Origin of the sequence: Sphingomonas vulcanisoli (assembly GCF_011761305.1) — a bacterium.
Taxonomy (GTDB): domain Bacteria; phylum Pseudomonadota; class Alphaproteobacteria; order Sphingomonadales; family Sphingomonadaceae; genus Sphingomonas_I; species Sphingomonas_I vulcanisoli.
The window spans coordinates 87931-113399 of sequence record NZ_JAAOZC010000003.1; the positions used below are offsets into that span (position 1 = coordinate 87931).

Below are 25469 nucleotides of genomic sequence, written 5' to 3' on the forward strand. Positions count from 1 at the left end.
TCGATCCGCTTAACACGGCTCATGGTGCAGGCTTCGCCGCGGCGCGGGGCTGCTGATCGCCGGGCAGTTGGTGGATGAAGTCGACCACCGCCCGCATCTTGGGCGCGTCGGACAGCGGCTGGCCGGTATAATCCAGATGTCCCCAGAAGCCGTTACCGATACCTTGATACAGCACGAGCGTACCGCCGATCTCCTTTTGCCAGCGGCGCAGAAAGCTCATGTAGAGATCGTAAAGGCGCGGATCGTGGAGCAGATCCGTCATATCCTTGGTCATCGCCGGATCGAAGGCGTTGAAGCCCGGGCCGCCTTCGTAGGCGATCACCGGCAGGCCGTATTTGGCCGCCATCACCTTATTGTCGTGGGCGTCGCGCAGCACCTTGTCGATATAGCTGGGCGCTTTGGCAAGCGTCGCATCGATCCGTGCCTTGCCGGTGCCGGGAATATCGTTCGGGACATCTCCCCAATAAGGCGCGATCGCCAGCGCATCGACATATTTCCAGCTATCCTTGTGCCCCAGCCGCTGATCGCCGCGCTGCGCCCAGAGCTGTGACGCCATCACGCGGACGATGCGCTTTTCCTGGCCCTTGTAGACATCCCCCCAGATCATCATCAGCGCGCGAACGCGATCGGCATAATAATAATCGTTGGCCTTATCGTCGGTGACGCCCGGATAGAGCATCTCGCCCTTGGCCGTGGCATCCTTGCTCTGCGTGAAAGAGTCGTTCCACACCTCGTTCGAAAGCTCGACATAGGCCTTGAGGCCGGGATCGAGATGATCGCGGACGTAGGTAGCGAAATTGCGGTAATACTCCTCGTCCGCATCCCAGGGCAGGGTGAACCAGGGATCGGAATGGAGCTGATTGGCGAGCTCCACCATATGTTCGAGCGCGACGCCGTTATCGATCTGGTTGAGCGATTGCGGGGTCGGGCGGATTGCCCAGGTCTGGTGGGGCTGGTTGTTCGTACGCATCCAATCCATGAATCGGATGACGCGGAACGGCCGCATGTCGGCGAGATAATCGGATCGGAACATCGCGTCCGCCGCCACGTCGGGATAGCGGCAGGCGAGATTGGTAAGCGCAGCGCCATTTTTCTCGGCCGTGAGATTCACCTGCAGCACCTGTTTGTCCAGCTCATGGCCGACGATGGTGAATTTAGTGCCCGACTGCGACACCTCGCTGCCTAGGACGCCCTCTACCCGCCAGCCCGGTGAGATTGTGCAGCGGTACGTTCCGCGCACGAACGGCGTGGTGCCGTCGTGAATCTTGAACAGCAAGGTGGTGCCGGCGGGTGTGTCGATCGGATGGCCGCCATCGTCGCGGCTGATCTTGGGCAACTCGGCAAGCGGCACATTGTTAACGAAGGGCGCCCCATGGCTCTTCACCGGATCGGCGAATGCGTCTTCGCTGTTGTAATAGGCTACCAAGCCGAGGTTCATGCCAACGATCGTCGGCGGCACGATGGCAGGATCGATCCCGTGCGTCGGGCGGGTCTGCGCCTCGGCATCGGCCCAGCCGAGCCGGTGGCGGACGATCGGCGCCGCCGCCAGCGCCAGCACGATCAGCCCGGTGGCAACGCTTCCGATCTTCATAGCCCTGCCCATCGTTTATCCCCTCGGAAGCCCGTCATGCCCGCGATTGGCTTTGCGATGCAATCCGATAAGCAAAAGCCACATCTCGCCAGCCACGTGTACGGCAGCTAAGCAATGGGATGGCCCTTTAGGAAAGGGCGCGAAGGAAAAAGCGGCAATGGCGGTTCTGGATCTGAAGCAGGCTGGTGGCTATTATCATTTCGATCGCGCGCAGTGCGTGGCTGAGGGCGAGAAGCGCGCTCAGCAATATCAGAACGCCGCGCCCTTTCCTCACATCCAGATGGACGATTTCCTCGATCGCGATTTCCTCAAGCGCCTGATCGCCGAATTCCCCGATCGCGATGGCCGCACTTATTTCGATCGCCCGCAGGAGCGGCTGAAATATCAATTTGATCCCAACACCGTCGATAGCCCGCTGGTCCGCAATTTGCTCGCCGAACTCAATGCCGAGCCGTTCCTTGCCTTCCTGAGTGCGATGACCGGGATCGAGGGGCTGATCTCCGATCCTTATTACGACGGCGGCGGCCTGCATGAGACGATGTCCGGCGGTCACCTCAGCATCCACGCCGACTTCAACCGTCACGGCCAGATGAACGTCGAGCGGCGGCTCAACCTGCTGATCTATCTTAACGACGATTGGGACGAGAGCTTCGGCGGCGAGCTGGAGCTGTGGGACAAGAAGATGCGGGCCTCGGCGGTGTCGGTCGCGCCCATCCTGGCGCGCGCGGTGGTGTTCAGCACCACGCTGCAGAGCTTCCATGGCCAGCCCAACCCCCTGAGCTGCCCGCCCGATCGTTCGCGCCGATCGATCGCAACCTATTATTACACCGCCTTCGCCGCGAAGGACGATGCGCCGACGCGGACCACCACCTTCAAGCAGCGTCCCGGTTCGGAGGACAAGCGCGACTGGTCGGTGAACTATCTCCACTTCGTCGAGGATTGGGTGCCGCCCAAGCTGCAGAAGCTGGCGCGGCGGATCGTCTATCGTTGAAGGCGCACCCCCCGGTCCCCATCTTGTCTCCCGATAGGAGATCATAATGGCGGATGAAGTTGCGACGGTGGCGGGCGGCTGTTTCTGGTGCGTCGAGGCAGTGTTTCAGGATATCGCCGGCGTGAAGTCGGTCGAGAGCGGCTATATCGGCGGTGAGGTGGTGAACCCAACCTACAAGCAGGTGTGCGGTGGCAATACCGGCCATGCCGAGGCGCTGCGCATCACCTATGACGCGGACGTGCTGAGCTACGGCGATCTGCTCGATATCTTCTTCCACACCCACGATCCGACCCAGCTCAACCGCCAGGGCAACGACATCGGCACCCAATATCGCTCGGCGATCTTCCCCAACTCGCCCGAACAGGAGGCCGAGGCCAAGGCCGCCAAGGCGCGCAACCAGCCGGATTGGGACAAGCCGATCGTCACCACGATCGAGCCCGACGACGTCTGGTATCCGGCCGAAGACTATCACCAGGGCTATTGGAACGGCGAAGGCCAGCGCAATCCCTATTGTCTCGCGGTGATCCCGCCCAAGCTCGCCAAGCTGCGCAAGAGCTATCAGGCGCGGCTGAAGGATGTCGCGGCGAGCTGAGCTTTATCCGTCATGCCGGACTTGTTCCGGCATCCACCCATCCGCAGGTGCTGAGCATGCGGTGGGGTGGACCTCGGAACAAGTCCGGCATGACGAAACTCTAACTTGGTACCGCGGCCCGCGCCAAACGATCGTTGATCGCAATGCCGAGGCTCGTGTTGGGGATGGGGGCTACTGCAATCCCTTTTCGTCCTGATCCATCTGCCTCGTGAAGCGCATCAAACAGGTTCGCCGCCGCTTCGATAAGGTCGCCCGTGGCCGAGAGCGTGCGATCGCCGGCCACCGCACCGAAGCCGATCAGCCACTCGTCAGCCCGCACGGTCTTGGCATTTAGGCGCAAGGGCAGAGCAGGGGCATAATGGCTGGCGAGTTGGCCCGGCGCTTCGATCTTGCCGCTGTCGGTCTCGATGAAGGGCACACCCGCCAGCGCCGCCAGTTCCTCGGCGCCAAGCTTGCCGGGGCGCAATAGCCGTAAGCCCGCCGCATCCACCGCGACGATCGTCGATTCCAGCCCCACCGCCGTCCGCCCGCCGTCGATCACCAGCGGGATACGCTCGCCGAGCGATTTCACGACATGCGCGGCGCGCGTCGGGCTGATCGATCCGCTGGCGTTGGCGGACGGGGCGGCGAGGGGGCGGCCGGTCACCTTGAGCAAGGCCTGCATCGCCGGATGCGCAGGCACGCGGATCGCAACGGTGGCAAGGCCCGCGGTTGCAAGGGCGGCGATCGGTGCGCCGGGTTTCAGGGGAGCGACGAGGGTGAGTGGACCGGGCCAGAACGCGCGGGCGAGGCGGAGCGCGGGCTCGGGAAAATCGGCGAGCTGCTCGGCCGCCGCAAGATCGGAAACGTGGACGATCAGCGGGTTGAAGGACGGGCGGCCCTTGGCGGTATAGATCGCGGCGACGGCCTGCGCATTGGTGGCATCGGCGGCGAGGCCGTAGACCGTCTCGGTGGGCACCGCGACGGGCTGGCCGGCGCGGATCAGATCGGCGGCGCGGGCGATCGCTTCATCGGTGAAAGGCAGGACTTCGGTAAGCATTGCGGGCCCGCTATCACAATCTCACCCGTTTGCCCTGAGCCTGTCGAAGGGCTGCTCTTCCTTTTAAAGGTGGAAAAGAAGGACAATGCTTCGACAAGCTCAGCACGAACGGGGTTGAGTTAGGCGTCGGCGCGGTCGATCAATTCTTCCAGCTCAAGCCCCAGTCGGCGGATGCGCGCGCTGATCTCGGGCCATTCGAGGCTGAGGAATTCGGCGCGCGCACTGGCCTTGAGCCGCGCCGCCGCGCCTGGCGCGACGAACATGCCGACGCCGCGGCGCACGGTAACGAGGCCGTCTTCCTGGAAGCTCTGATAGGCCTTGGCTACGGTCAGCGGATTGGCACCGCGCTCAGCCGCAAAGGCGCGAACCGATGGCAGCGCCGCGCCTTCCCCGATCTGGCCATCGAGGATCATCGCGACGATCTCGTCGCGCAGGCGAAGGTAAACGGGGCGATCGAGGCTCGGCATGCGTGATGCTGTGCTAACACAGCATGGCGCGCCTCGCAACTAGGTGAGAGATGCTGACCGATGTGCGGAATGAATCCTCCCCCGCTAGGGAGAGGTGGCGCCGAAGGCGTCGGAGGGGACGGGCGGCGAAATTTTGAGGACATCGGGTCCTCCTGCTCCGTCAGCTGCGCTGACACCTCCCCCTGGCGGGCGAGGATTTAGGGTTAGACCAGGCCGCGCCACACCCCGATCACGTCGCTCGGCTCAGGCCTCGGCCGCTCGTCCTGCGGTCGGCTGGGTATGCCCAAAAAGATAAAGCCCGCGATGCGGTCGTCCGGCCCGCCACCGAACGCCTGGCACACCATCGGCGAGTAAGACGCCCAGCCGGTCAGCCAGCCGCCGACGAAGCCTTCGGCGTGCGCCGCGATCAGCAGGTTCATGCAGGCGGCGCCTACCGAAAGCTCCTGCTCCCACACCGGGATCTTGCTCGGCCGGACCGGGCAGGACAGCGCGACGACCAGGGCCGGGGCCTGGTGCGCGAATTGTTCGATCACCTCGTAGGGCGTTTCGCGGATCGTGCCGGTCTGCTCCTCCAGCGCATTGTGCAGGAGCTTGGCGAAATCGGCGCGCTTGTCGCCTGGCACCACCACGAAGCGCCACGGCGCCAGCTTGCCATGATCGGGCACGCGGATCGCTGCGGCGAGGATGCGTTCCATCTGATCGGGCGAGGGGCCGGGCGCGATCATGTCGCGCGGCTTGCCCGATCGGCGGGTGGCAAGCAGCGATTGGGTGGAGGTGCGGTCGTTGAACATGGAAGGAGCGGTATCAGGCAGGGGCGTCCGGCAAAAGCCCCTCTCCTTCAGGGGAGGGGTTGGGGTGGGGGCGAGCGAAGCGAGCCTCAGGCCTCGCCGCAAAAAGCGGCGGCGGGGGCATCGAGCCCCCGCCATCGCTACCCCACCCCTAACCCCTCCCCTGAAGGGGAGGGGCTTGAAACGAGAGAGAAGCGCCGTAGGCTCTCCGCTTCTCTTCGAGGCGCCCAGCTTTTGTCCGATACCGCGATCGATCCCAATGGCCCCAATCCCCCCGCCACCTTCCTTGGCCACCCGCGCGGGCTGTTCCTGGTCTTCATGGTCGAGATGTGGGAACGCTTCTCCTATTACGGCATGCGGGGGCTGCTGGTCTTCTATCTGACCAAGCATTTCCTGTTCGCGGACAAGGCCGCCAGCCTCACCTACGGCGCCTACACATCGATGGTGTTCCTGACGCCAGTGGCGGGCGGCTGGATCGCCGATCGCTGGCTCGGCGGGCGCAAATCGGTGCTGTTCGGCGCGACGATGATCGCTTGCGGGCACGGCCTGCTGGCGATCGAGGGGGCGATCGGCGGCACAAGCGCGGGGGCGCTCGATCTCTTCTATTTCGGGCTGGGATCGGTGATCGTCGGCACGGGCTTCGTGAAGGCCAATATCTCCTCGATCGTCGGCACGCTCTACCCGCGCGACGATCGGCGGCGCGATCCGGCCTATACCATTTTCTATATGGGCGTGAACCTCGGCGGCTTTCTCGGCGCACTGGTCTGCGGCTGGCTGGGGGAGCGGGTCGGCTGGACGTGGGGGTTCGGCGCGGCGGGGCTGGGCATGGTCGCGGGGCTCATCCTGTTCGCCTCGCAGCGGCACCTGCTGCTCGGGCGATCGGAGCCGCCCAATCCGGGCTGGCTGCGCGAGCGCCCGGCGGGTCTGCCGCGCGAGGCGTGGATTTATACGGGGGGCGTGGCCAGCGTCGCGCTGGCGTGGCTGCTCGTCCAGAATCAGGCGCTGGTCGGCACGCTACTGGCGGTCGCTGGGCCGCCGCTGGTCGCTTACATCCTGTGGTTTGCGATCCGCACCTTGCCGCCGGTGGAGCGCGACCGGATCTTCGCGGCGGTGGCGCTGATCCTCGGATCGATCGTCTTCTGGGCCTTCTTCGAGCAGGCCGGCTCGTCGATCAATCTCTACACCGATCGCAACGTCGATCGCACTTTGTTCGGCTGGAATGTGCCGGCGAGCATGTTTCAGTCGATCAACAGCTTCTGGATCATCGCGATGGCGCCGGTGCTGGCGGGGATCTGGACGTGGCTGGGGAGGAAGGGCTGGGAGCCTTCGGCGCCGGCCAAGTTCGGCCTGGGTATGATCCAGCTCGGGCTCGGCTTCCTGGTTCTGGTGTGGGGCGCGCGGGCCAATCCGGGCGTGCTGACGCCTTCGATCTATATCGTCCTGCTCTACCTGCTGCATTCCACGGGTGAGCTTAGCCTCTCGCCGGTCGGCCTCTCGGCGATGACCAAGCTGGCGCTGCCGCAGATGTTCGGCCTGCTGATGGGCACTTGGTTCTTCGCGACGGCCACGGGCGAATATCTCGCGGGGGTGATCGCGGCGCTGACCGGGGGCGTGCATAATGACGGCGGCGCGGCGACGATCACCATCTATTCCCGCGTCGGCTGGCTGGCGATCGGGGTCGGCGTGTTGTTCATCATCGTGGCGCCCTGGTTCAAGCGGCTGATGCATCTCGACACGCTGCGCGAGCCCGCGCATGATCTCGCCGGAAAAGAGGGGGTGGCTCAGCCGGACGCGGCGGGCGCGCATATCGACAGGGAGCTCAAATGATCCGGTCCTTCACGATCCTTGTGAGCGCGCTGGCGCTCGCCGCCTGCGCCACCGCGCCGGCCGCCAAACCCCAATCCAGCGCCAGCAGCGCGCCGCGCGCGCCGTTGCCCTGGACCACCGATCCCTATCCCTCGACCTATCACGCCTATCCGGGCGTGCCGACCTTGGTCACCAACGTCACCATCCTCGATGGCGAGGGCGGGCGGATCGAGGGCGGATCGGTGCTGTTCGCGGATGGCAGGATCGTCGCAGTAGGCAAGAGCCTGAGCGCGCCCACCGGGGCGACGGTGATCGACGGCACGGGCAAATGGGTGACGCCCGGCGTGATCGATATCCACAGCCATTTGGGCGATTATCCCAGCCCGCAGGTGCAGGCCAACAGCGACGGCAACGAGGCGACGTCGCCGACCACGCCTGAGGTCTGGGCGGAACATAGCGTCTGGCCGCAGGATCCGGGCTTCAGCCGCGCGCTCGCCAATGGCGGTGTCACCACGCTGCAGATCCTGCCCGGATCGGCCAACCTTATGGGCGGGCGATCGGTGGTGCTCAAGAACGTCTACGCCCGCACCGCGCAGGGCATGAAATTCCCCGGCGCGATGTACGGCCTCAAGATGGCGTGCGGCGAGAATCCCAAGCGCGTTTATGGATCGAAGGGGCGGGAACCCTCGACGCGGATGGGCAATATCGCGGTCGATCGCATGACCTGGGCCAAGGCTGCCGAATATCGCCGCCGCTGGGACAAATATGAGCGCGACGGCGGCGAATTGCCCGACCGCGACATCGCGATGGATACGCTGGCGGGCGTGCTCGATGGCAAGATCCTCGTCCAGAACCATTGCTACCGCGCCGACGAGATGCAGAACGTGATCGATATGTCGAACGAGTTCGGCTACCATGTCTCCGCCTTCCACCACGCGGTCGAGGCCTACAAGATCGCCGATATCCTCAAGCAGAATGGAATCTGCGCCGCCGTCTGGGCCGATTGGTATGGCTTCAAGATGGAAAGCTACGACGGCATCGCCGAAAATCTCGCTTTGCTCCAAAATGCCGGCACCTGCGCGATGATCCATTCGGACGATCAGAACGGCATCCAGCGGCTCAACCAGGAAGTCGCCAAGGCGCGCGCCGCCGGGCGGCGGATGGGGATCGACATTCCCGACGAAATCGCGGTCCAGTGGATGACGCTCAATCCCGCCAAGGCGCTGCACATCGATGACCGCACGGGCAGTTTGAAGCCCGGCAAGATGGCTGACGTCGTGCTGTGGAACGGATATCCGTTCAGCGTCTACACGCGGCCGCAGATGGTGTGGGTGGATGGCGCTTTGCTCTACGACAGCAACGATCCGAAGAAGCGGCCGGTGAGCGATTTCGAGCTTGGCCAGCCCGGCGAAGGAGATGTGAAGTGAGGGCGCGCAAGATCCTCCCCTGTAAGGGGAGGGGGACCATGCCGAGCATGGTGGAGGGGTATCCCGCTGTCGATAGGGCGACACCCCTCCGTCGCGCTTCGCGCGCCACCTCCCCTTCCAGGGGAGGATTGATTGCGATCGCTGCCGTTCTCGTCGCCGCACCGCTTCCCGCCGCGACGATCGCCTTTACCGGCGGCACGGTAGCACTGGGCGACGGCTCCGCGCCGATCGCCAATGGCACGGTGGTGATCGCCAATGGCCGCGTCGTCTCCGCTGGGGCCAACGCTGCCGTTCCGGCGGGCGCGCAGGTGGTGGACGTCCACGGCAAATGGGTGACCCCCGGCCTGATCGGTGCTTTGACATCGATCGGCATCCAAGACGTCGAGGGCGTGTCCGAGACAAACGACACGCGCAGCAAGAATTCGCCCTTCTCTGCCGCGATCGACGTATCCGACGCGATCGACATGACCAGCCAGACGATCGGGGTCGAGCGTTCGGGCGGGGTCGTCCGCGCTTTCACGGCGGCCGACGCATCCAACACCATCTTCGGCGGGCAGGGGGCGTTCGTCAGCCTCGCCTCGATGGCCGAGCCGGTGATCAAGGCGCGGCTGTTCCAATATGCCGAGCTGGGCGAGGACAGCATGCGCTCCGGCGGCGGCACCCGGCCCGCGGCACATGCCCTGCTGCGCGCCGCGCTGGCGGCGGCGAAGAATCCGGCGCTCGCCTCCGATCTCTCCAAGGATGCTTTGATCACCCGTGCCGACGCCGCTGCTTTGCTGCCGGTGGTGGAGGGCCGTATGCCGCTGCTCGTCCATGTCGAGCGGGCGAGCGACATCCGCCAGGTTCTGCGCCTCAAGCAGGACTATCCTGCCTTGAAGCTGGTGCTGGTCGGCGTCACCGAAGGCTGGATGGTCGCGCCCGCGATCGCCGCCGCGCATGTGCCGGTGATCGCCGCCGCGCTCGTGGATCTACCTGAAAGTTTCGAGAGTCTCGCCGCGACGCAATCCAATGTCGGCCGGATGATCAAGGCCGGGGTGCAGGTCGCGCTGTCGACGATCGACGTCACCGGCGGCGGCCCGCAGCAGCGCAACCTCACCCAGTTCGCCGGCAATCTCGTGGCGTTGACCAAGGTGCCGGGGGCGAGCGGGCTCGATTGGGGAACGGCGTTCGCGACGATCACCTCGAAGCCCGCGGCGGTGATGGGCCTGCCCGATTACGGCACGCTCAAGCCCGGCGCGCATGCCGATGTCGTGGTGTGGGACGGCGATCCGCTGGAGCTGAGCTCGGCGCCGGTGGCGATGTTCATCGATGGCGTTCAGCAGCCGATCACCAGCCGCCAGACGCGGCTGCGGGATCGCTATGCGCATCCGGGGGAAGGGGCGCTGCCCAAGGCTTACGAGCGGTGACTAATATCCTCCCCTGCAAGGGGAGGGGGACCATGCGCAGCATGGTGGAGGGGTGTTCTCGCTATCCAAAAGGTGACACCCCTCCGTCATCGCTGACGCGATGCCACCTCCCCTTGCAGGGGAGGATAGGGCTTCACCAAATCCGCGTGCGCTTGTCGGGGGCGATGTAATATTTCTGGCCGGGCGTGACGTCGAACGCCTGATACCAGGCATCGATGTTGCGCTCCGGCCCGATCGCGCGGAATTTGCTCGGGGTGTGCGGATCGGAGGCCATCTGGCTGCGCAGCGCATCGGCATTGGCCTTCTCGCGATTCTCCTGCGCGTGCGCCATGAAGAAACGCTGATCGCCGGTGAAGCCGTCCAGCATCGGCGCGGGCTTGCCGCCGAGCGAGCGGTGATAGGCGTCGAGCGCCACCAGCAGCCCGGCCATATCGGCGATATTCTCGCCCATCGTCAGCTTGCCGTTGACGTGCATGCCGGGGACGGGCTCGTAACTATCGTATTGCGCGCCGAAGCCTGCGGCCTGCGCTTCGAATCGCTTGGCGTCCTCGGGCGTCCACCAGTCGCGCAACGCGCCGGTCGCATCGATCTTGCGGCCCTGATCGTCGAAGCCGTGGCTGATCTCATGCCCGATCACCGCGCCGATCGCGCCATAGTTCACTGCCGGATCGGCCGCGGGGTTGAATGACGGTGGCTGCAGATAGCCCGCCGGGAAGACGATCACATTCTCCAGCCCGTTATTGTAGGCGTTCACCGTCTGCGGGGTCATGCCCCATTTCTGGTGATCGACGGGCTTGCCGAGATCATCGGCATGGTAGGCGAATTCGAAGGCCTGGCTGCGCTGGACGTTGCCGTAGAGATCGTTCGGATCGATCCTGAGCGCGGCATAGCTGCGCCACTTGTCCGGATAGCCCACCATCACGCGCATCCGGCTGAGCTTCTCAAGCGCGTGGGTCTTGGTGGCGGGGCTCATCCAGGTCAGCCCCTCGATGCGATCGTGCATCGCCGCCTTCAGATTGGCGATCATCGATACCATCTCTGCCTTGGCGGCTGGCGTGAAATAGCGTTCGACATAGGTCTTGCCGACCAGTTCGCCGAGCGAGCCATCGACGAGCTGGACGCCACGCTTCCAGCGCGGGCGCTGCTGGCTGACGCCGCTCAGCGTGCGCGTGAAGGCGAAGCGGCTATCGACGAAACGCTTGGACAGATAAGGCGAAGCATCGTGGGCGACGTGGAAGGCTTCCCAGGCCTGCAGCGTCGCCAGCGGGGTTTCGGCGTAGAGCGCCGCCAGCGCCTTGATCGCGGTTTTCTCGCCAACGATGATCGTGCCGGGATGCGTGAAGGTCGCCGCGTCGAGGTAGGTCTTCCAGGGGACGCCCGGCGCATAGGCCTCGATCTCGGGTAGCGTCATTGGGTTGACGACCTTGACGATGTCGCGCCGATCCTGGGCGCTCCAGCTCACCTGCGCGACCTTGGTCTCGAACGCGAGCACGGCATCGGCCGACCCCTTGGGATCGGGATAGCCGATCATCCCGAACAGCCGCTCGACATACGCATGATAGGCATCGAGTTGGGGCTTGAACTGGGCCTTCAGATAATAATCGCGATCGGGCAGACCGAGCCCATCCTGCCCCATCGCCAGCACGTTGAGCACGGGATGCCGCGGATCGGGGATGATCTCGAAGCCGAACAGGGTCGCGCCGAACCCGCGCGTGTTGGCCCCCATCAGCGCGGCGAAGGCGGTCTTGTCCCGCGTGGCGGCGACGCGGGCGATATCGGGAGCGAGCGGCTTGGCATCGAGCGCCTCCACCCGCGCCTCATCCATGAAGCTGCCGAACATCGCACCGATCGGCGAAGTCTTGGGCGATTCCTCGATGATGGTGCGCAGCTGCACCTGCGAGAGCTTGTAATTATCGACGACCGGGCCAGCGTAGGGGATATCGGGATCGATCGTCGCATGATCGTACCAGGTGCCGTTGACGTAGCGATCGAAATCGTCCCCGGGCTTCACGCTGTGATCGCCGCCCGCCAGATCGATGCCCCATGGCGCATATTTCGCGGCGGACAGTGGCGCGTCTGCGGCCGCGCCCGGCTGTGCCCCGGCGATGGCGAGCAAGGATGCGGTGGCAAGCGCGATAAGGCGGTGCTTTGTCATAGGTTCTCCCCAGTTGGCACGCACCTTATCGCCCGAAACGCGGTTTGCCATAGGCTTGCGCGGGCCACGTTGCCGGACCCGCGCGCGGGGCTTACACGTTCAACCGCGAAACGAAGTGAGAGCAGGACGATGGCGCGCAAATATTTCGGCACGGACGGCATCCGCGGCCGCACCAACGAAGGCGCACTGACGCCCGAGACGGCGATGCGCGTCGGCCAGGCGGCGGGCGCGCACTTCCTGCGCGGATCGCACCGCCATCGCGTTCTGATCGGCAAGGATACCCGGCTTTCGGGCTATATGATGGAAAGCGCGCTGACCGCGGGCTTCACGTCGGTCGGCATGGACGTGACGCTCGTCGGCCCGATGCCGACGCCGGCGGTGGCGATGCTGACGCGATCGATGCGCGCCGATCTCGGCGTGATGATCTCGGCCAGCCACAACCCCTATGTCGATAACGGCATCAAGCTGTTTGGGCCGGATGGCTACAAGCTTTCCGACGATGCCGAGCTGGCGATCGAGAAAGCGATCGACCTGCCGCCGACGCTCGCGCCTGCCGAGACGATCGGGCGCGCGCGGCGCGTGGACGATGCGCAGGGCCGCTACATCAGCACCGCCAAATCGACCTTTCCCGATCACCTTCGCCTCGATGGGCTGCGCATCGTGCTCGATTGCGCCAATGGCGCTGCCTACAAGGTCGCACCTGATGCGCTATGGGAATTGGGCGCGGATGTGATCCCGCTCGGCGTTTCGCCCAATGGCTGCAACATCAACGACAAGGTCGGCTCCACCCATCCCGCGACCTTGGTCGCCAAGGTCAAGGAGACGCGCGCCGATATCGGCCTGGCGCTGGATGGCGATGCCGATCGGCTGATCGTGGTCGATGACCGGGGCGAGGTGGTGGATGGCGATCAACTGATGGCGCTGATCGCAAGCAGCGCCGCCAAGGCGGGGACGCTCAAGGGCGATGGCGTGGTGGCGACGGTGATGTCCAACCTCGGGCTGGAGCGCTTTCTCTGGGGCCAGGGCATCGCGCTCCACCGGACACCCGTGGGCGATCGCTATGTCGTCGAGGCGATGCGCGCGGGTGGCTACAATATCGGCGGCGAGCAATCGGGGCATATCGTTCTCGCCGATTATGCCACCACCGGCGATGGCCTGATCGCCGCGCTGCAAGTGCTGGCCGCGCTGGTGGAAAGCGAGAAGCCCGCACACGAATTGCTCAAACAGTTCGATCCGCTGCCGCAATTGCTTAAGAACGTCCGCTTCGCGGGTGGGCAGCCGCTGGAGGACGACAAGGTAAAGGCGGCGATTGCCGACGCCGAAAAGGAATTGGGCGGCATCGGGCGGCTGCTGATCCGCAAATCGGGCACCGAGCCGCTGATCCGCGTGATGGCGGAAGGCGAGGATGAGGCTCTGGTCGGGCAGGTGGTGGATCGCATCTGCGAGGCCGTGCGCAAGGCGGCGTGAGTATGATCTGTTACCCCCGTGCTCCGGCGAAGGCCGGAGCGCTGGCGGCAAGCACAACGCTCTTCATCCAACGCTCCGGCCTTCGCCGGAGCACGGCAGAGGCATGACCGTCCCGCGCATCCTCTCGATCGCCGGTTCGGATTCGGGCGGCGGCGCTGGCATCCAGGCGGATATCAAGACCATCACCGCGCTCGGCGGCCACGCGATGACGGCGATCACCGCGATCACCGCGCAGAATACGGTGGGCGTCGCCGATATACTCGTTGCCCCGGTCGAGATGGTGATCGCGCAGATCGATGCGGTGGTCGGCGATATCGGCGTCGATGCGATCAAGATCGGGATGATTGGATCGGCGGAGATCGCCGAGGCGGTGGCGGATCGCCTCTCCGAGCCGGACCTCGCCGATGTGCCGGTGGTGTTCGATCCGGTGATGGTCGCGACGAGCGGATCGATCCTCTCCGATCCCGCCACGATCGAGTATTTCGTCGGCCTGCTGCGCCTAGCGACGCTGTCCACGCCAAACCTGGATGAGCTACGCGCTTTGGCTGGCGCAGACGTCCGTGACGAAGCGGATATCGCCGAAGTCGCAGCCCGGCTGATCGGCCTCGGCTCCGGCGATCTCCTCGTCACCGGGGTGCGCCTGCCCGGCGGCTGGGTGGAGGACGAGCGCGGCCGGATGGCGACCGACGGGCTGCTGTTCGATCTGCTCTATTCCGGCCGGCCCGAATGGAACGGGGTCAACTGGTATGCAGAGCGGATCGATACCGATCAGGATCATGGCACCGGCTGCACGCTATCGAGCGCGATCGCGACGGGCCTCGGCGCGGGCTTACCCCTGATCGACGCGATCACGCAGGCACGCGATTTCGTCCGCAGCGCCCTGCTCGCCGCGCCGGGGCTGGGTGCGGGGCACGGGCCGATGGGGCAGGGCTCCGTGCACCTTTAGTCGCTTGTCACCCCGGACTTGTTCCGGGGTCCACTCCTCATCTCGATCCGGAGCTTGCCGATGGGTGGATGCCGGAACAAGTCCGGCATGACGGTTAGAGATGGTCGCGTAACACCAGCCACCGCTCGCGTTTTGCCATGCGCGTCATCCCGGCGTAAGCGGCGCTGGATGAGGGCAGATCGATCAGCGCGAGCCCCTGCACCCCGGCCAACTGCTTGCGCCCGCGCCGCGCCGCCTCACCGCCGTTGAACGCCACGGCGCGCAGGTCCGGTAGCGCCGCGACGAAGCCCGCCAGATCGCGATGCACCGCCTCGCGGATCGCGCCATCCAAACTTCCCGGCCGGTGTGCTTCGGCGATCACGTCCCACAGCGCGATGCCGGCGGCGCGCAGCCGCTCTAGCCGTTCGGCATAGGGCAAGTCCGGCAATGGCTCTCCGATCACCTCGCCGATCAGCCACCAGAAGGCGTTGGTAGGGTGGGCGTAATATTGCGCTTGGCGGATCGATTCGTCGCCGGGCAGGGAACCCAGGATCAGCAGCCGCGCATCGGGCGCCACGCTCGGTGGAAAGGCAGATTTGCGCGTCACGCCTCGGGCAGTGCGTCGCCCTTGGGAATGTGCGCGACATAATCGCGCCACAGCAGCACCAAAGTCGCCATAACCGCCGGGCCGACGAACAGCCCGAGCAGCCCCAGCACCTCAACCCCGCCCAAAATGCCGATCAGCACCAGCAGGAAAGGCAATTGCGTCGCGCCGCCGATCAGCACGGGGCGGACGAAATGATCGGCCACCGCGATCACGCCCATGCCGATCACGAACACCGCCACCGCCCAGCCGAACGATCCCGCGCCGATCAGCAGGATCGATGCGATCCCGATCAGCACCGATGCGCCGAACGGGATCATCGCGCCGACCGCGGTCAGCGCGCCGAGCAATAGCGGGTGCGGTACGCCCGCAATCAGATAGACGATCAGCATCACCGCGCCTTCGCCGAGCCCGACGAGCACCAGCCCATCGATCGTGCCGCGCACCGAAAGGATCACCTGCCGCCCCAGCCGCTCGCCCGAGTGGCCGAGCAGCCGCTCGCCCGCCAAAGCGAACTGACGGCAGATCGATACGCGATCGCGCAGCACGAAGAACAAGGCGAGCAGGGTGAAGAGGAAGACGATGGTTCGCCGCAGCAGATCGCGCCCGACCAGCTGGGTATGCCGGAGCAGCAGCCTGTCCTGGAAACGGTGGAACTGGTGTTGCGTCGCCTCGGCGGTGCCGAAATTATCCTGCCACCAGCGCGTGATATCGTTGGAAAAGGGCAGGTGCTGGATGAAGAGCGGCGCGGGAATGCCGCTGCGCCGCGCTTCGCCGAACCAGCCGACCAGCCCGCTCGCCTCGCGCGCGGCCTCCACCACCACCAGCGCCAGGGGCACGAGGATCAGCACCGCGATCGCCAGCGTCGCGGCGGCGGGGAGCAGCGCTTCCTTGGTGCGCGGCCAGCGTCGTTCGGCGCGCGTGTAGAGCGGGTCGATCGCGATCGCGATCACCCCCGCCCAGACAATCGGGGCGACGAAGCTGTGCGCCACCCACAGGCCGATCCCGGCGAGCAGCAGCGCCACCGCGATCTTGGCGATCCGCTGGCTGCGCTCACGTCTGTCAGGCTCGTCGGACATGCGCCCGCTTTGCCCGCCGCTTCGGCGCGTGACAAGCGCGGGGAAGGGCTGGCATATGGTTCCCATGCCTATCCAGCGCCCCTTCGCCTGCAAGCGCGCCAGCCTGTTCGAGGCGGTGATCGGCTGTGACGAGGTGGGGCGCGGCGCCTTGTGCGGGCCGGTGGTGGTGGCGGCGGTTTGGTTCGAGCCCGGCGCGCTGCCCAGGGGCGTGCTGGCGCGGTTGGACGATTCGAAGCGGCTCGATATCACCGAACGCGAGGCGCTCTATCCCTTGATCGCCAAGGTCTCCCGCGTGCGCTTCGCGGCGCGGTCGGCGCGCTACATCGACGTCTACAACATCCGCAACGCCACGCTGCAGGCGATGACGCAGGCCGTGACGCGGCTCGAGGTGGATGCGCCGGTGCGGATCGACGGCATCGATGTGCCGCATGGCCTCAAGGAGCGCGGCCAGGCAGTGGTGAAGGGCGATGGCAAGGTGCCGCAGATCGCCGCCGCTTCGATCATGGCGAAGGTGCTGCGCGATCGGCTGATGGCCCGGCTGGGACAGCGGCATGTCCATTATCGGTGGGAGAGCAACGCGGGTTACGGCACGCGCGCGCATCGGGAGGCGATTGTGGCGCACGGGCATACGCCGCATCATCGCAAAAGCTTCGGGGACTTGTTCGCAACGATGTTGGGTGAGGCGGAGGAAGAGCTGGCCTGATCTTTACCCGTCATGCCGGACTTGTTCCGGCATCCACCCATCCGCAGGCGCGGGGGCTTGTGGTTGGGTGGACCCCGGAACAAGTCCGGGGTGACGATTTATAGTGGCGAAAGCGCCTCGTCCCTCAGCCCCCGCCAAACCTTCAGCGCCTGCACTGTCTCAAACGCATCATGCACCCGCAGCAACTGCACGCCCTGCGCCGCGGCCAGCGTCGCCAGCGCGACCGATCCCCCCAGCCTCTGCTCCACGGCCGCCTCGCCCGAAAGCGCACCGATGAAGCGTTTGCGGCTCACCCCCAACACGATCCCGCAGCCGAGCCCGTGGAACAGCGACACACCATTGAGCAGCGCCAGATTATGCCGGATCGTCTTGCCGAAGCCGATGCCGGGATCGATGAGGATGCGCGCGCGATCGATCCCCGCCGCCTCCGCTGCGGCAATCCGCGCCTCCAGCCAATCATAAACCTCGATCAGCATATCGGCGTAGTGCGGATCGCGCTGCATCGTCGCGGGATCGCCCTGATGGTGCATCAGCACGATCGGCACGCCGCGCGCCGCGACAAGCGCCAGCATCCGCGGATCATACAGACCCGCCGAGACATCGTTGACCAGCCCCGCCCCCGCCGCCAGCGCCGCCTCGGCAACGCTGGCCTTGCGCGTATCGATCGAGACCGCGCAGCCGCCAGCCGCCGCCAGCCGCTCGACGACCGGCTGTACCCGCGCGATCTCATCGCCTTCCCAAACAGCGGTCGCCCCGGGCCGCGTCGATTCGCCGCCGACATCGATCAGCGCCGCCCCCGCCTCCAGCATCTGCACGCCCGCCTCGCCCGGATCGCCGTGCGCGCCACCGTCCGAGAAGCTGTCCGGCGTGACATTCAGAATCGCCATCACCTGCGGCTGATCGAGCCGGATGGTGCGCGTGCCTAACGTTAGCGGCGCGCGGGGCGCGGTCAGGCGGGCGATAGTGGCGCGCGCTTGTTCGGCAAGGGCGGAGGGCAAAGTATCGATCCAGCCATCCAGCCGCTCGACGGGCACCAGCTCATGCCGAACCCGGCGACCACCTTGTACGATGATCGCCTCGATCGCTCCGAACCAGCAAAGCCCGCCCGCTAGCCGCAGCACCTTCCCATCATAGCCGAACGGCGAATCGACGAAGCCGGTGGGGCGTAGGTAGAGGTACTCTTCCATTCCGTGTCTCATAGTGCGGAGCGGGCAGATCACCAGCAACGCAGAGGAACGCGACGTTTGCTAAAGCCGCTGTTCTGTTATTCAGCGTTCTTTCTTGTACCGTTTGCCATCGGAGGGTTGAAAAGACATGTCGCTCACCGATCGTGAAAAGGAGACGCTGCGGCTCTTGCTCGTCGGTCACGACGCGAAATCGATTGCCGGAGAGCTTGGTATATCGGTGCATACGGTGAACGAACGCCTACGCGACGCGCGGCGGAAACTTGGCGTATCGAGCAGCCGTGAAGCAGCCCGAAGGCTAGCAAGCCTTGATGCCAACGACCCCCAATTTCTCGCAGCCAAGGATTTTGGGGTCGCGCCCATGGCTGTCATTGCCAAGGGCGATGCGCGCCCCAATCGGGGTCTTGGCGCTGGGCAACCCCTCGCCTGGTTAGGTGGAGGGATGATCCTGATGTCACTGTTGGTCGCCGCAATCGCCATATCGTCTTTAATCCACGCGGGCGGCGGCGTCGCCCAACCGGCCAGTCCCGGCTTACAGCCGATCGCGGTGTCGCCAAACGCACCTCAATCGGCCGCCGCTTTGTCGGCGCGAAGCTGGGTTGCCTTGCTCGATGGTGCTCGATGGGCCGACAGCTGGACCGCTACCGGAGCGTTGTTCAAGTCTCAGATCACGCAGGCGCAATGGGCTACCACTGTAACAGGTGTTCGGGCACCACTAGGAGCCGCGTATTCGCGGATGTTACAGACCGAGACGAAAACCGACGCACTTCCCGGGGCGCCAAAGGGCGAGTATGACGTCATTCAGTTCCAGACCAACTTTGCCCAGAAGCGGGATGCCGTAGAAACCGTCATTCTTACCCGCGAAGGCTCGGTCTGGAAGGTGAATGGATACTTTATTCGCTGATTGCTGACCGGCAGCACCTAGAGGCAGCGGCCAGATCGAAAGGCCGCCGTTCTATCCTGCCAGATGCCGCTGCCGCAGCGCATCGATCGCCACCAGCCCGCCGGCTTCTTCGATATGCCAAAAGCTCCAGCCATTGCAGCTCGGCGCGCCTTGCAGCATGGCGCCGACCTTGTGGATCGATCCGGCCAGCGTTTCGTGGACGAGGCTGCCGTCCATCTTCACCTCGGCATGCCACCTCCGCCGCGCATCGCAAAGCCGCGTGCCCGGCGCGATGACGCCGCTTTCCACCAGTAGCCCAAACGCCACGCGCTTCTGCCCCTTGCGCTCGGGCATGCCCTCCATCGCGCTTTCGTCGAGGGGGAGGGTGCCGGCGATGCGTTCGTGGGCAGCGGCGATATATTTGGGTTCGCGTTCGATGCCGATCCAGCGGCGGCGGAGACGACGGGCGACCGCTCCGGTGGTGCCTGTGCCGAAGAAGGGATCGAGGACGATATCGCCCGGCCGGCTGGCTGCCAGCATCACCCGATAAAGCAGGCTCTCGGGCTTCTGTGTCGGGTGCGTCTTGGTGCCGTCCTCGTCCTTCAGCCGCTCCTGGCCACCGCAGATCGGCAGCTCCCAATCCGAGCGCATCTGCACATCGTCGTTGAGCGCCTTCATCGCGCGATAGTTGAAGGTGTAGCGGCTCTTGGCGCTCTTCGCCGCCCAGATCATCGTCTCATGCGCGTTGGTGAAGCGCGTGCCCTTGAAATTGGGCATCGGGTTGGCCTTGCGCCAGACGATATCGTTGAGCACCCAGAAGCCCGCATCCTGCAGCCCGACGCCAACGCGGAAGATGTTGTGATAGCTGCCGATCACCCAGATCGTACCATCGTCCTTCAGGATGCGGCGCGCTTCGGCGAGCCACAGCCTGGTGAAACGATCGTAAGTGGCGAAGGTATCGAACTTGTCCCAATCATCATCGACCGCATCGACCTGGCTGCCGTCTGGCCGGAACAGATCGCCGCCGAGCTGGAGATTGTAGGGCGGATCGGCGAAGATCATGTCGATGCATTTGTCGGGCAGCTTGGCCATCTCGGCGATGCAGTCGCCGGCGATGATCGTATCGAATGGCAGCAAGGCAAGCGACGGCCGCGCGCGCGGCGCCTTCGCGATCGATTGCAATGCCCCCATGATCGAACCCCTTTAGTCGGCGCCTAGAGTGAGTCCGTTGCGGCAAGCGGTCAAGAGTCCAACGGCTTAGCGGTGATTCCGCCGATCGCCTGCGAAGGTGCTGTGCCGCCCGGAGACCACAGCATATGGCCATTGAGAGGCTGCGCGGACTCAATCTCTTGCGCCTGTTGCGCGCCGGACTCACTCGTTTCGCTTCCGGCATCCCAGCTCCAAAAATGCGAAACTCTTGCTTCATTGGGAGGCTCACGGTTAAGGAGCCCGCAGAGTTTTAGACAGGGGAATTAGGAATGGCTGACGGCGCCAAGATGGATATGCCTGCGCATGAACGCAGCTATGCCAGCTTCATCGCGATGGCCCGCTGGGGCGCTATCGCCGTTGCGATCATTGCCGCGATCGTTATTCTGATCATCGCGCGCTGATGGCGCAGCGGATCGCGGTCCTGCGGGAGGAGGCCGCGGGGGAGCGCCGCGTCGCCGCCACGCCTGAGACGGTCAAGAAGTATATCGCGCTGGGCGCGACCGTCGCGGTTGAGGCCGGCGCGGGCATAGGCGCTTCGGTCTCCGACGCCGCGTTCGCCGATGCCGGGGCCGAGATCGGGCCACGCGCGCAGGTGGTGGCCGGTGCCGACATCATTCTCGGCATCCAGGGGCCGGAGGTTGCGAGCCTCGCCGGCGCCAAGCCGGGCGCCTGGCTGGTCGCGGGGCTCAATCCCTTCGCCGAGAAAGCGCGGATGGAGGCGTATGCCGCCGCGGGCATCGAGGCGCTGGCGATGGAGTGGATGCCGCGCATCACGCGCGCGCAATCGATGGATATCCTCTCCTCGCAATCCAATCTCGCGGGCTACAAAGCGGTGCTGCTGGCGGCTGCCGAATATGGCCGCGCCTTCCCGATGATGATGACCGCGGCGGGCACCGTCTCCGCCGCGCGCGCCTTCATCATGGGCGTCGGCGTCGCAGGGCTGCAGGCGATCGCCACCGCGCGACGGCTCGGCGCGCAGGTCTCGGCTACAGACGTGCGTTCGGCCACGAAGGAGCAGATCCAGAGCTTGGGTGCCAAGCCGATCTTCGTCGAGAATGTGAAGGGGATCGAGGGCGAGGGCTCGGGCGGCTACGCCACCGAGATGAGCGAGGAATATCAGAAGGCGCAGGCCGAACTGGTCTCCGCGCATATCGCCAAGCAGGACATTGTCATCACCACCGCGCTGATTCCGGGGCGTCCGGCGCCGCGGCTGATCAGCGATGCGCAGATCGCAACGATGCGGGCGGGTAGCGTGATCGTCGATCTCGCGGCGGAAAGCGGCGGCAATGTCGAAGGCGCGGTCTCGGGCAAGACGATCGAGAAGCATGGCGTGAAGATCATCGGCGCCAAGAATATGGCCGGCACACTCGCCGCCGATTCCTCCGCGCTGTTCAGCCGCAACCTCTACAACTTCCTTTCCGCTTTCTGGGACAAGGAAGCGGGCAAGCCCGTGCTGGATGCGGAGATCGGCGATGCGATCCGGGTGACGCAAGGCGGCAAGATCGTCAGCGCGAGGCTGCTAGGGTGATAGACGTTCGCCCCAATCCTCCCCTGCAAGGGGAGGGGGACCATGCGCAGCATGGTGGAAGGGTATCCCGCTATCGAAAGGGTGACACCCCTCCGTCATCGCTGACGCGATGCCACCTCCCCTTGCAGGGGAGGATCTGAATGCTTCAGGGTTTGAAGCATGTCGGCGGCCAGGCGCGCAGTCTTCGGCAGGACATGTCGTTGCCGGAAGTGCTATTGTGGCGCCTCCTCCGTCAGCGACCTGCTGGCCTCAAGTTTAGACGCCAGCATCCAAGTGGGCCTTATGTCGCCGACTTCTATTGCCATGAGGCGCGCCTTATTGTGGAGATCGACGGCGAAGCGCACAACTTCGGTGATCGTCCCGCGAGAGACGCTGTCAGGGACTGCTGGTTTGAAGCGCGCGGATTGACCGTTTTCAGGCTCTCCGCCGCAGATGTCTTGCGCAATGTGGATGCCGCAGCGGATGCGATCACATGTGCTGCTCAAGTATCCTGTCCGGGGGAGGATCATCGGTGAGTGAGGCGCTCAAGGCATGGGCGAAGGTGCTGGGCTTCCTGCTGGCCTTCCTCCTGATCCTCGGCTCCGTCGCCTATTTCACCGGACGCCTGGCCGGGCCGCGCGCGGATCGGCATGGCACCAAGTTCGTAACCCCACCGTCTGCGGAGGCTCGGCACTGATGGACTTTCTTTCGATCCTGTCGATCTTCGTAATGGCCTGTTTCGTTGGCTATTATGTCGTCTGGTCGGTGACGCCCGCGCTGCATACGCCGCTGATGGCCGTCACCAACGCGATCTCGTCGGTGATTATCGTCGGTGCGCTGATCGCCAGCGCGGCAGTGGGGATCGGCGGCAGCGGGGCGGCGTCCAAATGGCTGGGATTGCTCGCTGTCGTGTTCGCCAGCATCAACATCTTCGGGGGCTTCGCGGTGACCGCGCGGATGCTCGCCATGTATAAAAAGAAGGTGCGCTGATGCACCGCCGGGGGGATTGCTAGAACATGCACGAGGGGCTTCCGGTCAATCCGTGGGCGGCGCTGGCGTATCTGATCGCCGGCATCTGCTTCATCCTCGCGCTTCGCGGGCTATCCTCGCCGGTATCAAGCCAGCGCGGCAACCGCTTCGGCATGGCCGGCATGACCATCGCCGTGGTGACAACCTTGGTCACGCACTATCCGATGGTGGCGGGTGCAATCGACACCACGACGGCGATCGAAATCCTGATCGCGATCGGGATCGGCGCGGCGATCGGTATCCTCACCGCGCGGCGGATCGCGATGACCGACATGCCGCAGCTGGTGGCGGCGTTCCACAGCCTCGTCGGCTTGGCCGCCGTACTGGTGGCGTGCAGCGCCTTCCTCAATCCGGCAGCGTTCGGGATCGTCGATGCGGCGGGCCACATCCTTACCGTCAGCCGGATCGAGATGGGGCTGGGCGTCGCGATCGGCGCGATTACCTTCTCCGGCTCGGTGATCGCCTTCCTCAAGCTCAATGGCAATATGGGCGGCAAGCCGATCATGCTGCCGGGCCGCCACGTCCTCAATCTGGCCGTGCTCGCCGGCATCCTCGCTCTGATCGCTTACTTCACGCAGGATCAGAGCGGCTGGGTGTTTTGGACGGTGACGGGGCTGAGCTTCTCGATCGGCTTCCTGCTGATCATCCCGATCGGCGGCGCGGACATGCCGGTCGTCGTCTCGATGCTCAACAGCTATTCGGGCTGGGCGGCGGCCGCGATGGGCTTCACGCTGCACAATACGGCGATGATCATCACCGGCGCGTTGGTAGGCTCGTCGGGCGCGATCCTGAGCTACATCATGTGCCGCGCGATGAACCGCAGCTTCATCAGCGTCATCGCCGGCGGCTTCGGCGCGGTCGCGGATACCAGCGGCGGCGAGGCCAAGGAGCAGCGCCCGTGGAAGCGCGGATCGGCCGAGGATGCCGCCTTCCTGATGCAACAGGCCAACCAGGTCATCATCGTCCCCGGTTACGGCATGGCGGTGGCGCAGGCGCAGCACGCGCTGCGCGAGATGGGCGACATCCTCAAGAAGGAAGGCGTCAGCGTCAAATATGCCATCCACCCCGTCGCGGGCCGCATGCCCGGCCACATGAACGTGCTGCTTGCCGAGGCGAACGTGCCCTATGACGAGGTGTTCGAACTGGAGGATATCAACGGCGAATTCGCGCAGACCGACGTGGCCTTCGTGATCGGCGCCAATGACGTCACCAACCCCGCCGCCAAGACTGACAAGAGTTCACCGATCTACGGCATGCCCGTGCTGGACGTGGAAAAGGCCAAGACTGTCCTGTTTGTGAAGCGATCGATGGGCGGCGTCGGCTACGCGGGTGTGGACAACGATGTTTTCTACATGGATAATACCATGATGCTGCTGGCCGACGCCAAGAAGATGGTCGAGGAAATCGTCAAGGCGATGGCGCACTGATGGCGGGCACAAAGAAATCGTCTGGGAAGAAGGCTGCCCCCGCGAAAGCAGCGCCGGAGCAGCGCAAGCCGGCCAAGCCAAAGGCTTCGGGCAACAACACGGGTTTGCTGGTCGGCGCCGGTATTGGATCGGCGGCGATCGCGGCGGCCGTATTGTGGGTCAGCCGGGCCAAAAAGAAGCCCGAAGCGCCGACGCGCTAGACCCCCGCCTCAGGCTATTTTCGCGCGAAGCTGCGTCTTGCGCTTTCTCAATGTCGCGCCGCAGATTCCAAGCCCGCCCAGTAGGGTTTCCCAGGTCGTTGGCTCCGGCACGTCGCTGTTGAGCGCGCTGCCGAAGGTGATCGTGAAGCTCGGGTCGACGTCCACGGTGGCGGTGATGCCGATCGTGTAGGCGCCGGCCAGCAAATCCTTGTTAAGTGTGGCGTTGAAGCCGTTGGCGGCGTTGAGATCCACGATCTCGTTCACGCCATTGCCCGAAAGGATCAGCTGAAAGCTGTCGGATTGCGCGGCATCGCCGATCGAGACAGTGCTTGTGAACGGATTTTCACCGTTCCAGTTGAAGCTGTAAAACTGGTCGAGTGCATCGGGGCCGACCGAGCCCGTGATCGCGCTGACCGCCTCCTGCGTAAGCACCGTGGGATCGGCTTGGGTGCCGCCCGCGACCGTGACCGGGGTGACCTGCGTGATGGCGAGATTGCCGTACCAATGTTCGTGATGGATATTATCGGGGGCGAGTGCGGTATCGTAAGTGTAATACGGCGATCCGGCGATCTGCGGCGTACCGAACAGATTATATTCGGTCGCGCCGATCGTGAACGCCACGCCGTTCATGTCCAGTACGCTGCTTTGATCGGGTGCAAGCAGATCGTCATAATGGAAATGGCCGTCGTAATAGACGTTCGGCGCGGAGGGGTTCGTCAGGTAGCTCAACGCTTTGCCGTCAAACGTCCCGGTCATGGCGGTGATGGCGTTGCTGGCGGATGTGACGAACGTACCTTGGCTAATGACCCGGCCGTCATATCCCGTCATGTTTCCTGCCTGAAGCGATGTGGGATAGTTTCCCACCGGCGTGCTGCCCGTGAAGCTATAGGTATAGACGGTCGCATCAGCGGCGACCGCCGTCAGCAGGCACGCGGCCCCCAGCAGAAACCTTACCATGATCGAACCCCCCGATTCGGTAGAAAACCGGGC

General features: G+C 64.9%; 26 protein-coding genes. 16 read left to right on the forward strand and 10 right to left on the reverse strand.

What is annotated here, in order from left to right; all coding sequences use genetic code 11:
• Positions 1–19 precede the first annotated feature (19 nt).
• The gene (locus tag FHS31_RS07030; RefSeq protein WP_167072668.1) at positions 20–1591 is read right to left on the reverse strand and encodes a hypothetical protein; all 1572 of its coding nucleotides are present in this window, start codon (positions 1589–1591) and stop codon (positions 20–22) included.
• Between the two features lie 157 nt (positions 1592–1748).
• Between FHS31_RS07030 and FHS31_RS07035 the strand changes: the two genes are divergently transcribed.
• Together FHS31_RS07035 and msrA are read left to right on the forward strand one after the other, a co-directional pair.
• Positions 1749–2582, forward strand: a complete 834-nt coding sequence (locus FHS31_RS07035) for a 2OG-Fe(II) oxygenase (protein ID WP_167072669.1) — start codon at positions 1749–1751, stop codon at positions 2580–2582.
• 46 nt (positions 2583–2628) lie between these two features.
• On the forward strand, positions 2629–3174 hold the full coding sequence (gene msrA, locus FHS31_RS07040; protein ID WP_167072670.1) for a peptide-methionine (S)-S-oxide reductase MsrA: 546 nt from the start codon (positions 2629–2631) through the stop codon (positions 3172–3174).
• A gap of 100 nt (positions 3175–3274) precedes the next feature.
• Here msrA and FHS31_RS07045 read toward each other — a convergent pair whose 3' ends face one another.
• From FHS31_RS07045 to FHS31_RS07055, 3 genes are all read right to left on the reverse strand, one after another.
• Entirely contained in the window at positions 3275–4213 is a 939-nt protein-coding gene (locus FHS31_RS07045) for an L-threonylcarbamoyladenylate synthase (protein WP_167072671.1), read from the reverse strand.
• A 119-nt stretch (positions 4214–4332) separates the two neighbouring features.
• Positions 4333–4680, reverse strand: coding sequence for a GntR family transcriptional regulator (locus FHS31_RS07050; protein ID WP_167072672.1), 348 nt, complete (start codon positions 4678–4680; stop codon positions 4333–4335).
• Between the two features lie 203 nt (positions 4681–4883).
• A complete protein-coding gene (locus FHS31_RS07055) occupies positions 4884–5471 on the reverse strand; it encodes a nitroreductase family protein (RefSeq protein WP_167072673.1) in 588 nt (195 codons plus the stop codon).
• A 231-nt stretch (positions 5472–5702) separates the two neighbouring features.
• On the opposite strand from FHS31_RS07055, the gene FHS31_RS07060 reads away from it, so the two are divergent.
• The 3 genes from FHS31_RS07060 to FHS31_RS07070 all read left to right on the forward strand — a co-directional run bounded on the left by FHS31_RS07060 (position 5703) and on the right by FHS31_RS07070 (position 10107).
• Complete coding sequence (locus FHS31_RS07060; RefSeq protein ID WP_279587884.1) at positions 5703–7295, forward strand: peptide MFS transporter; 1593 nt, start codon at positions 5703–5705, stop codon at positions 7293–7295.
• Positions 7292–8701 carry an amidohydrolase gene (locus FHS31_RS07065; RefSeq protein ID WP_167072674.1) on the forward strand — a complete coding sequence of 470 codons (1410 nt, stop codon included), beginning with the start codon at positions 7292–7294 and terminating at the stop codon, positions 8699–8701. The genes FHS31_RS07060 and FHS31_RS07065 overlap by 4 nt, the downstream gene beginning before the upstream one ends.
• Before the next feature lie 128 nt (positions 8702–8829).
• On the forward strand, positions 8830–10107 hold the full coding sequence (locus FHS31_RS07070) for an amidohydrolase family protein (protein WP_243843332.1): 1278 nt from the start codon (positions 8830–8832) through the stop codon (positions 10105–10107).
• 133 nt (positions 10108–10240) lie between these two features.
• Here FHS31_RS07070 and FHS31_RS07075 read toward each other — a convergent pair whose 3' ends face one another.
• Positions 10241–12262 carry a M13 family metallopeptidase gene (locus FHS31_RS07075; protein ID WP_167072675.1) on the reverse strand — a complete coding sequence of 674 codons (2022 nt, stop codon included), beginning with the start codon at positions 12260–12262 and terminating at the stop codon, positions 10241–10243.
• A gap of 129 nt (positions 12263–12391) precedes the next feature.
• Between FHS31_RS07075 and glmM the strand changes: the two genes are divergently transcribed.
• Positions 12392–13729 carry a phosphoglucosamine mutase gene (gene glmM, locus FHS31_RS07080; RefSeq protein WP_167072676.1) on the forward strand — a complete coding sequence of 446 codons (1338 nt, stop codon included), beginning with the start codon at positions 12392–12394 and terminating at the stop codon, positions 13727–13729.
• Between the two features lie 103 nt (positions 13730–13832).
• Positions 13833–14675: a bifunctional hydroxymethylpyrimidine kinase/phosphomethylpyrimidine kinase gene (gene thiD, locus FHS31_RS07085; RefSeq protein WP_167072677.1), complete on the forward strand. Its 843-nt coding sequence runs from the start codon at positions 13833–13835 to the stop codon at positions 14673–14675.
• A 94-nt stretch (positions 14676–14769) separates the two neighbouring features.
• Here thiD and FHS31_RS07090 read toward each other — a convergent pair whose 3' ends face one another.
• Positions 14770–15261 (reverse strand): DNA-deoxyinosine glycosylase, encoded by a 492-nt coding sequence (locus FHS31_RS07090; protein WP_167072678.1) that lies wholly within the window; start codon positions 15259–15261, stop codon positions 14770–14772.
• Positions 15258–16337: an AI-2E family transporter gene (locus FHS31_RS07095; RefSeq protein ID WP_167072679.1), complete on the reverse strand. Its 1080-nt coding sequence runs from the start codon at positions 16335–16337 to the stop codon at positions 15258–15260. The genes FHS31_RS07090 and FHS31_RS07095 overlap by 4 nt, the downstream gene beginning before the upstream one ends.
• A 64-nt stretch (positions 16338–16401) precedes the next feature.
• Here FHS31_RS07095 and FHS31_RS07100 point away from each other — a divergent pair, with 64 nt between their 5' ends.
• Entirely contained in the window at positions 16402–17040 is a 639-nt protein-coding gene (locus FHS31_RS07100) for a ribonuclease HII (protein WP_243843333.1), read from the forward strand.
• A 98-nt stretch (positions 17041–17138) separates the two neighbouring features.
• Here FHS31_RS07100 and folP read toward each other — a convergent pair whose 3' ends face one another.
• Complete coding sequence (gene folP, locus FHS31_RS07105) at positions 17139–18227, reverse strand: dihydropteroate synthase (RefSeq protein WP_167072681.1); 1089 nt, start codon at positions 18225–18227, stop codon at positions 17139–17141.
• Between the two features lie 127 nt (positions 18228–18354).
• Between folP and FHS31_RS07110 the strand changes: the two genes are divergently transcribed.
• Entirely contained in the window at positions 18355–19128 is a 774-nt protein-coding gene (locus tag FHS31_RS07110; RefSeq protein ID WP_167072682.1) for a helix-turn-helix domain-containing protein, read from the forward strand.
• A gap of 51 nt (positions 19129–19179) precedes the next feature.
• Here FHS31_RS07110 and FHS31_RS07115 read toward each other — a convergent pair whose 3' ends face one another.
• Entirely contained in the window at positions 19180–20298 is a 1119-nt protein-coding gene (locus tag FHS31_RS07115; protein ID WP_167072683.1) for a site-specific DNA-methyltransferase, read from the reverse strand.
• Positions 20299–20585: 287 nt separating this feature from the next.
• Between FHS31_RS07115 and FHS31_RS07120 the strand changes: the two genes are divergently transcribed.
• The 7 genes from FHS31_RS07120 (at position 20586) to FHS31_RS07150 (ending at position 24479) form a co-directional block, all read left to right on the forward strand.
• Positions 20586–20717 (forward strand): aa3-type cytochrome c oxidase subunit IV, encoded by a 132-nt coding sequence (locus FHS31_RS07120; protein ID WP_167072684.1) that lies wholly within the window; start codon positions 20586–20588, stop codon positions 20715–20717.
• The gene (locus FHS31_RS07125; protein ID WP_167072685.1) at positions 20717–21844 is read left to right on the forward strand and encodes an NAD(P) transhydrogenase subunit alpha; all 1128 of its coding nucleotides are present in this window, start codon (positions 20717–20719) and stop codon (positions 21842–21844) included. Before FHS31_RS07120 ends, FHS31_RS07125 begins: the two co-directional genes overlap by 1 nt.
• 140 nt (positions 21845–21984) lie before the next feature.
• On the forward strand, positions 21985–22359 hold the full coding sequence (locus FHS31_RS07130; protein ID WP_167072686.1) for an endonuclease domain-containing protein: 375 nt from the start codon (positions 21985–21987) through the stop codon (positions 22357–22359).
• Positions 22356–22520 (forward strand): hypothetical protein, encoded by a 165-nt coding sequence (locus tag FHS31_RS07135; protein ID WP_167072687.1) that lies wholly within the window; start codon positions 22356–22358, stop codon positions 22518–22520. Before FHS31_RS07130 ends, FHS31_RS07135 begins: the two co-directional genes overlap by 4 nt.
• Positions 22520–22813 carry a proton-translocating transhydrogenase family protein gene (locus tag FHS31_RS07140; RefSeq protein WP_167072688.1) on the forward strand — a complete coding sequence of 98 codons (294 nt, stop codon included), beginning with the start codon at positions 22520–22522 and terminating at the stop codon, positions 22811–22813. The genes FHS31_RS07135 and FHS31_RS07140 overlap by 1 nt, the downstream gene beginning before the upstream one ends.
• 26 nt (positions 22814–22839) lie before the next feature.
• Entirely contained in the window at positions 22840–24279 is a 1440-nt protein-coding gene (locus tag FHS31_RS07145) for an NAD(P)(+) transhydrogenase (Re/Si-specific) subunit beta (protein WP_167072689.1), read from the forward strand.
• Positions 24279–24479, forward strand: coding sequence for a hypothetical protein (locus tag FHS31_RS07150; protein ID WP_167072690.1), 201 nt, complete (start codon positions 24279–24281; stop codon positions 24477–24479). The genes FHS31_RS07145 and FHS31_RS07150 overlap by 1 nt, the downstream gene beginning before the upstream one ends.
• Positions 24480–24488: 9 nt before the next feature.
• Here the strand turns inward: FHS31_RS07150 and FHS31_RS07155 are convergent, their stop codons facing one another.
• Positions 24489–25436, reverse strand: coding sequence for a PEP-CTERM sorting domain-containing protein (locus FHS31_RS07155; protein WP_167072691.1), 948 nt, complete (start codon positions 25434–25436; stop codon positions 24489–24491).
• Positions 25437–25469: the final 33 nt, after the last annotated feature.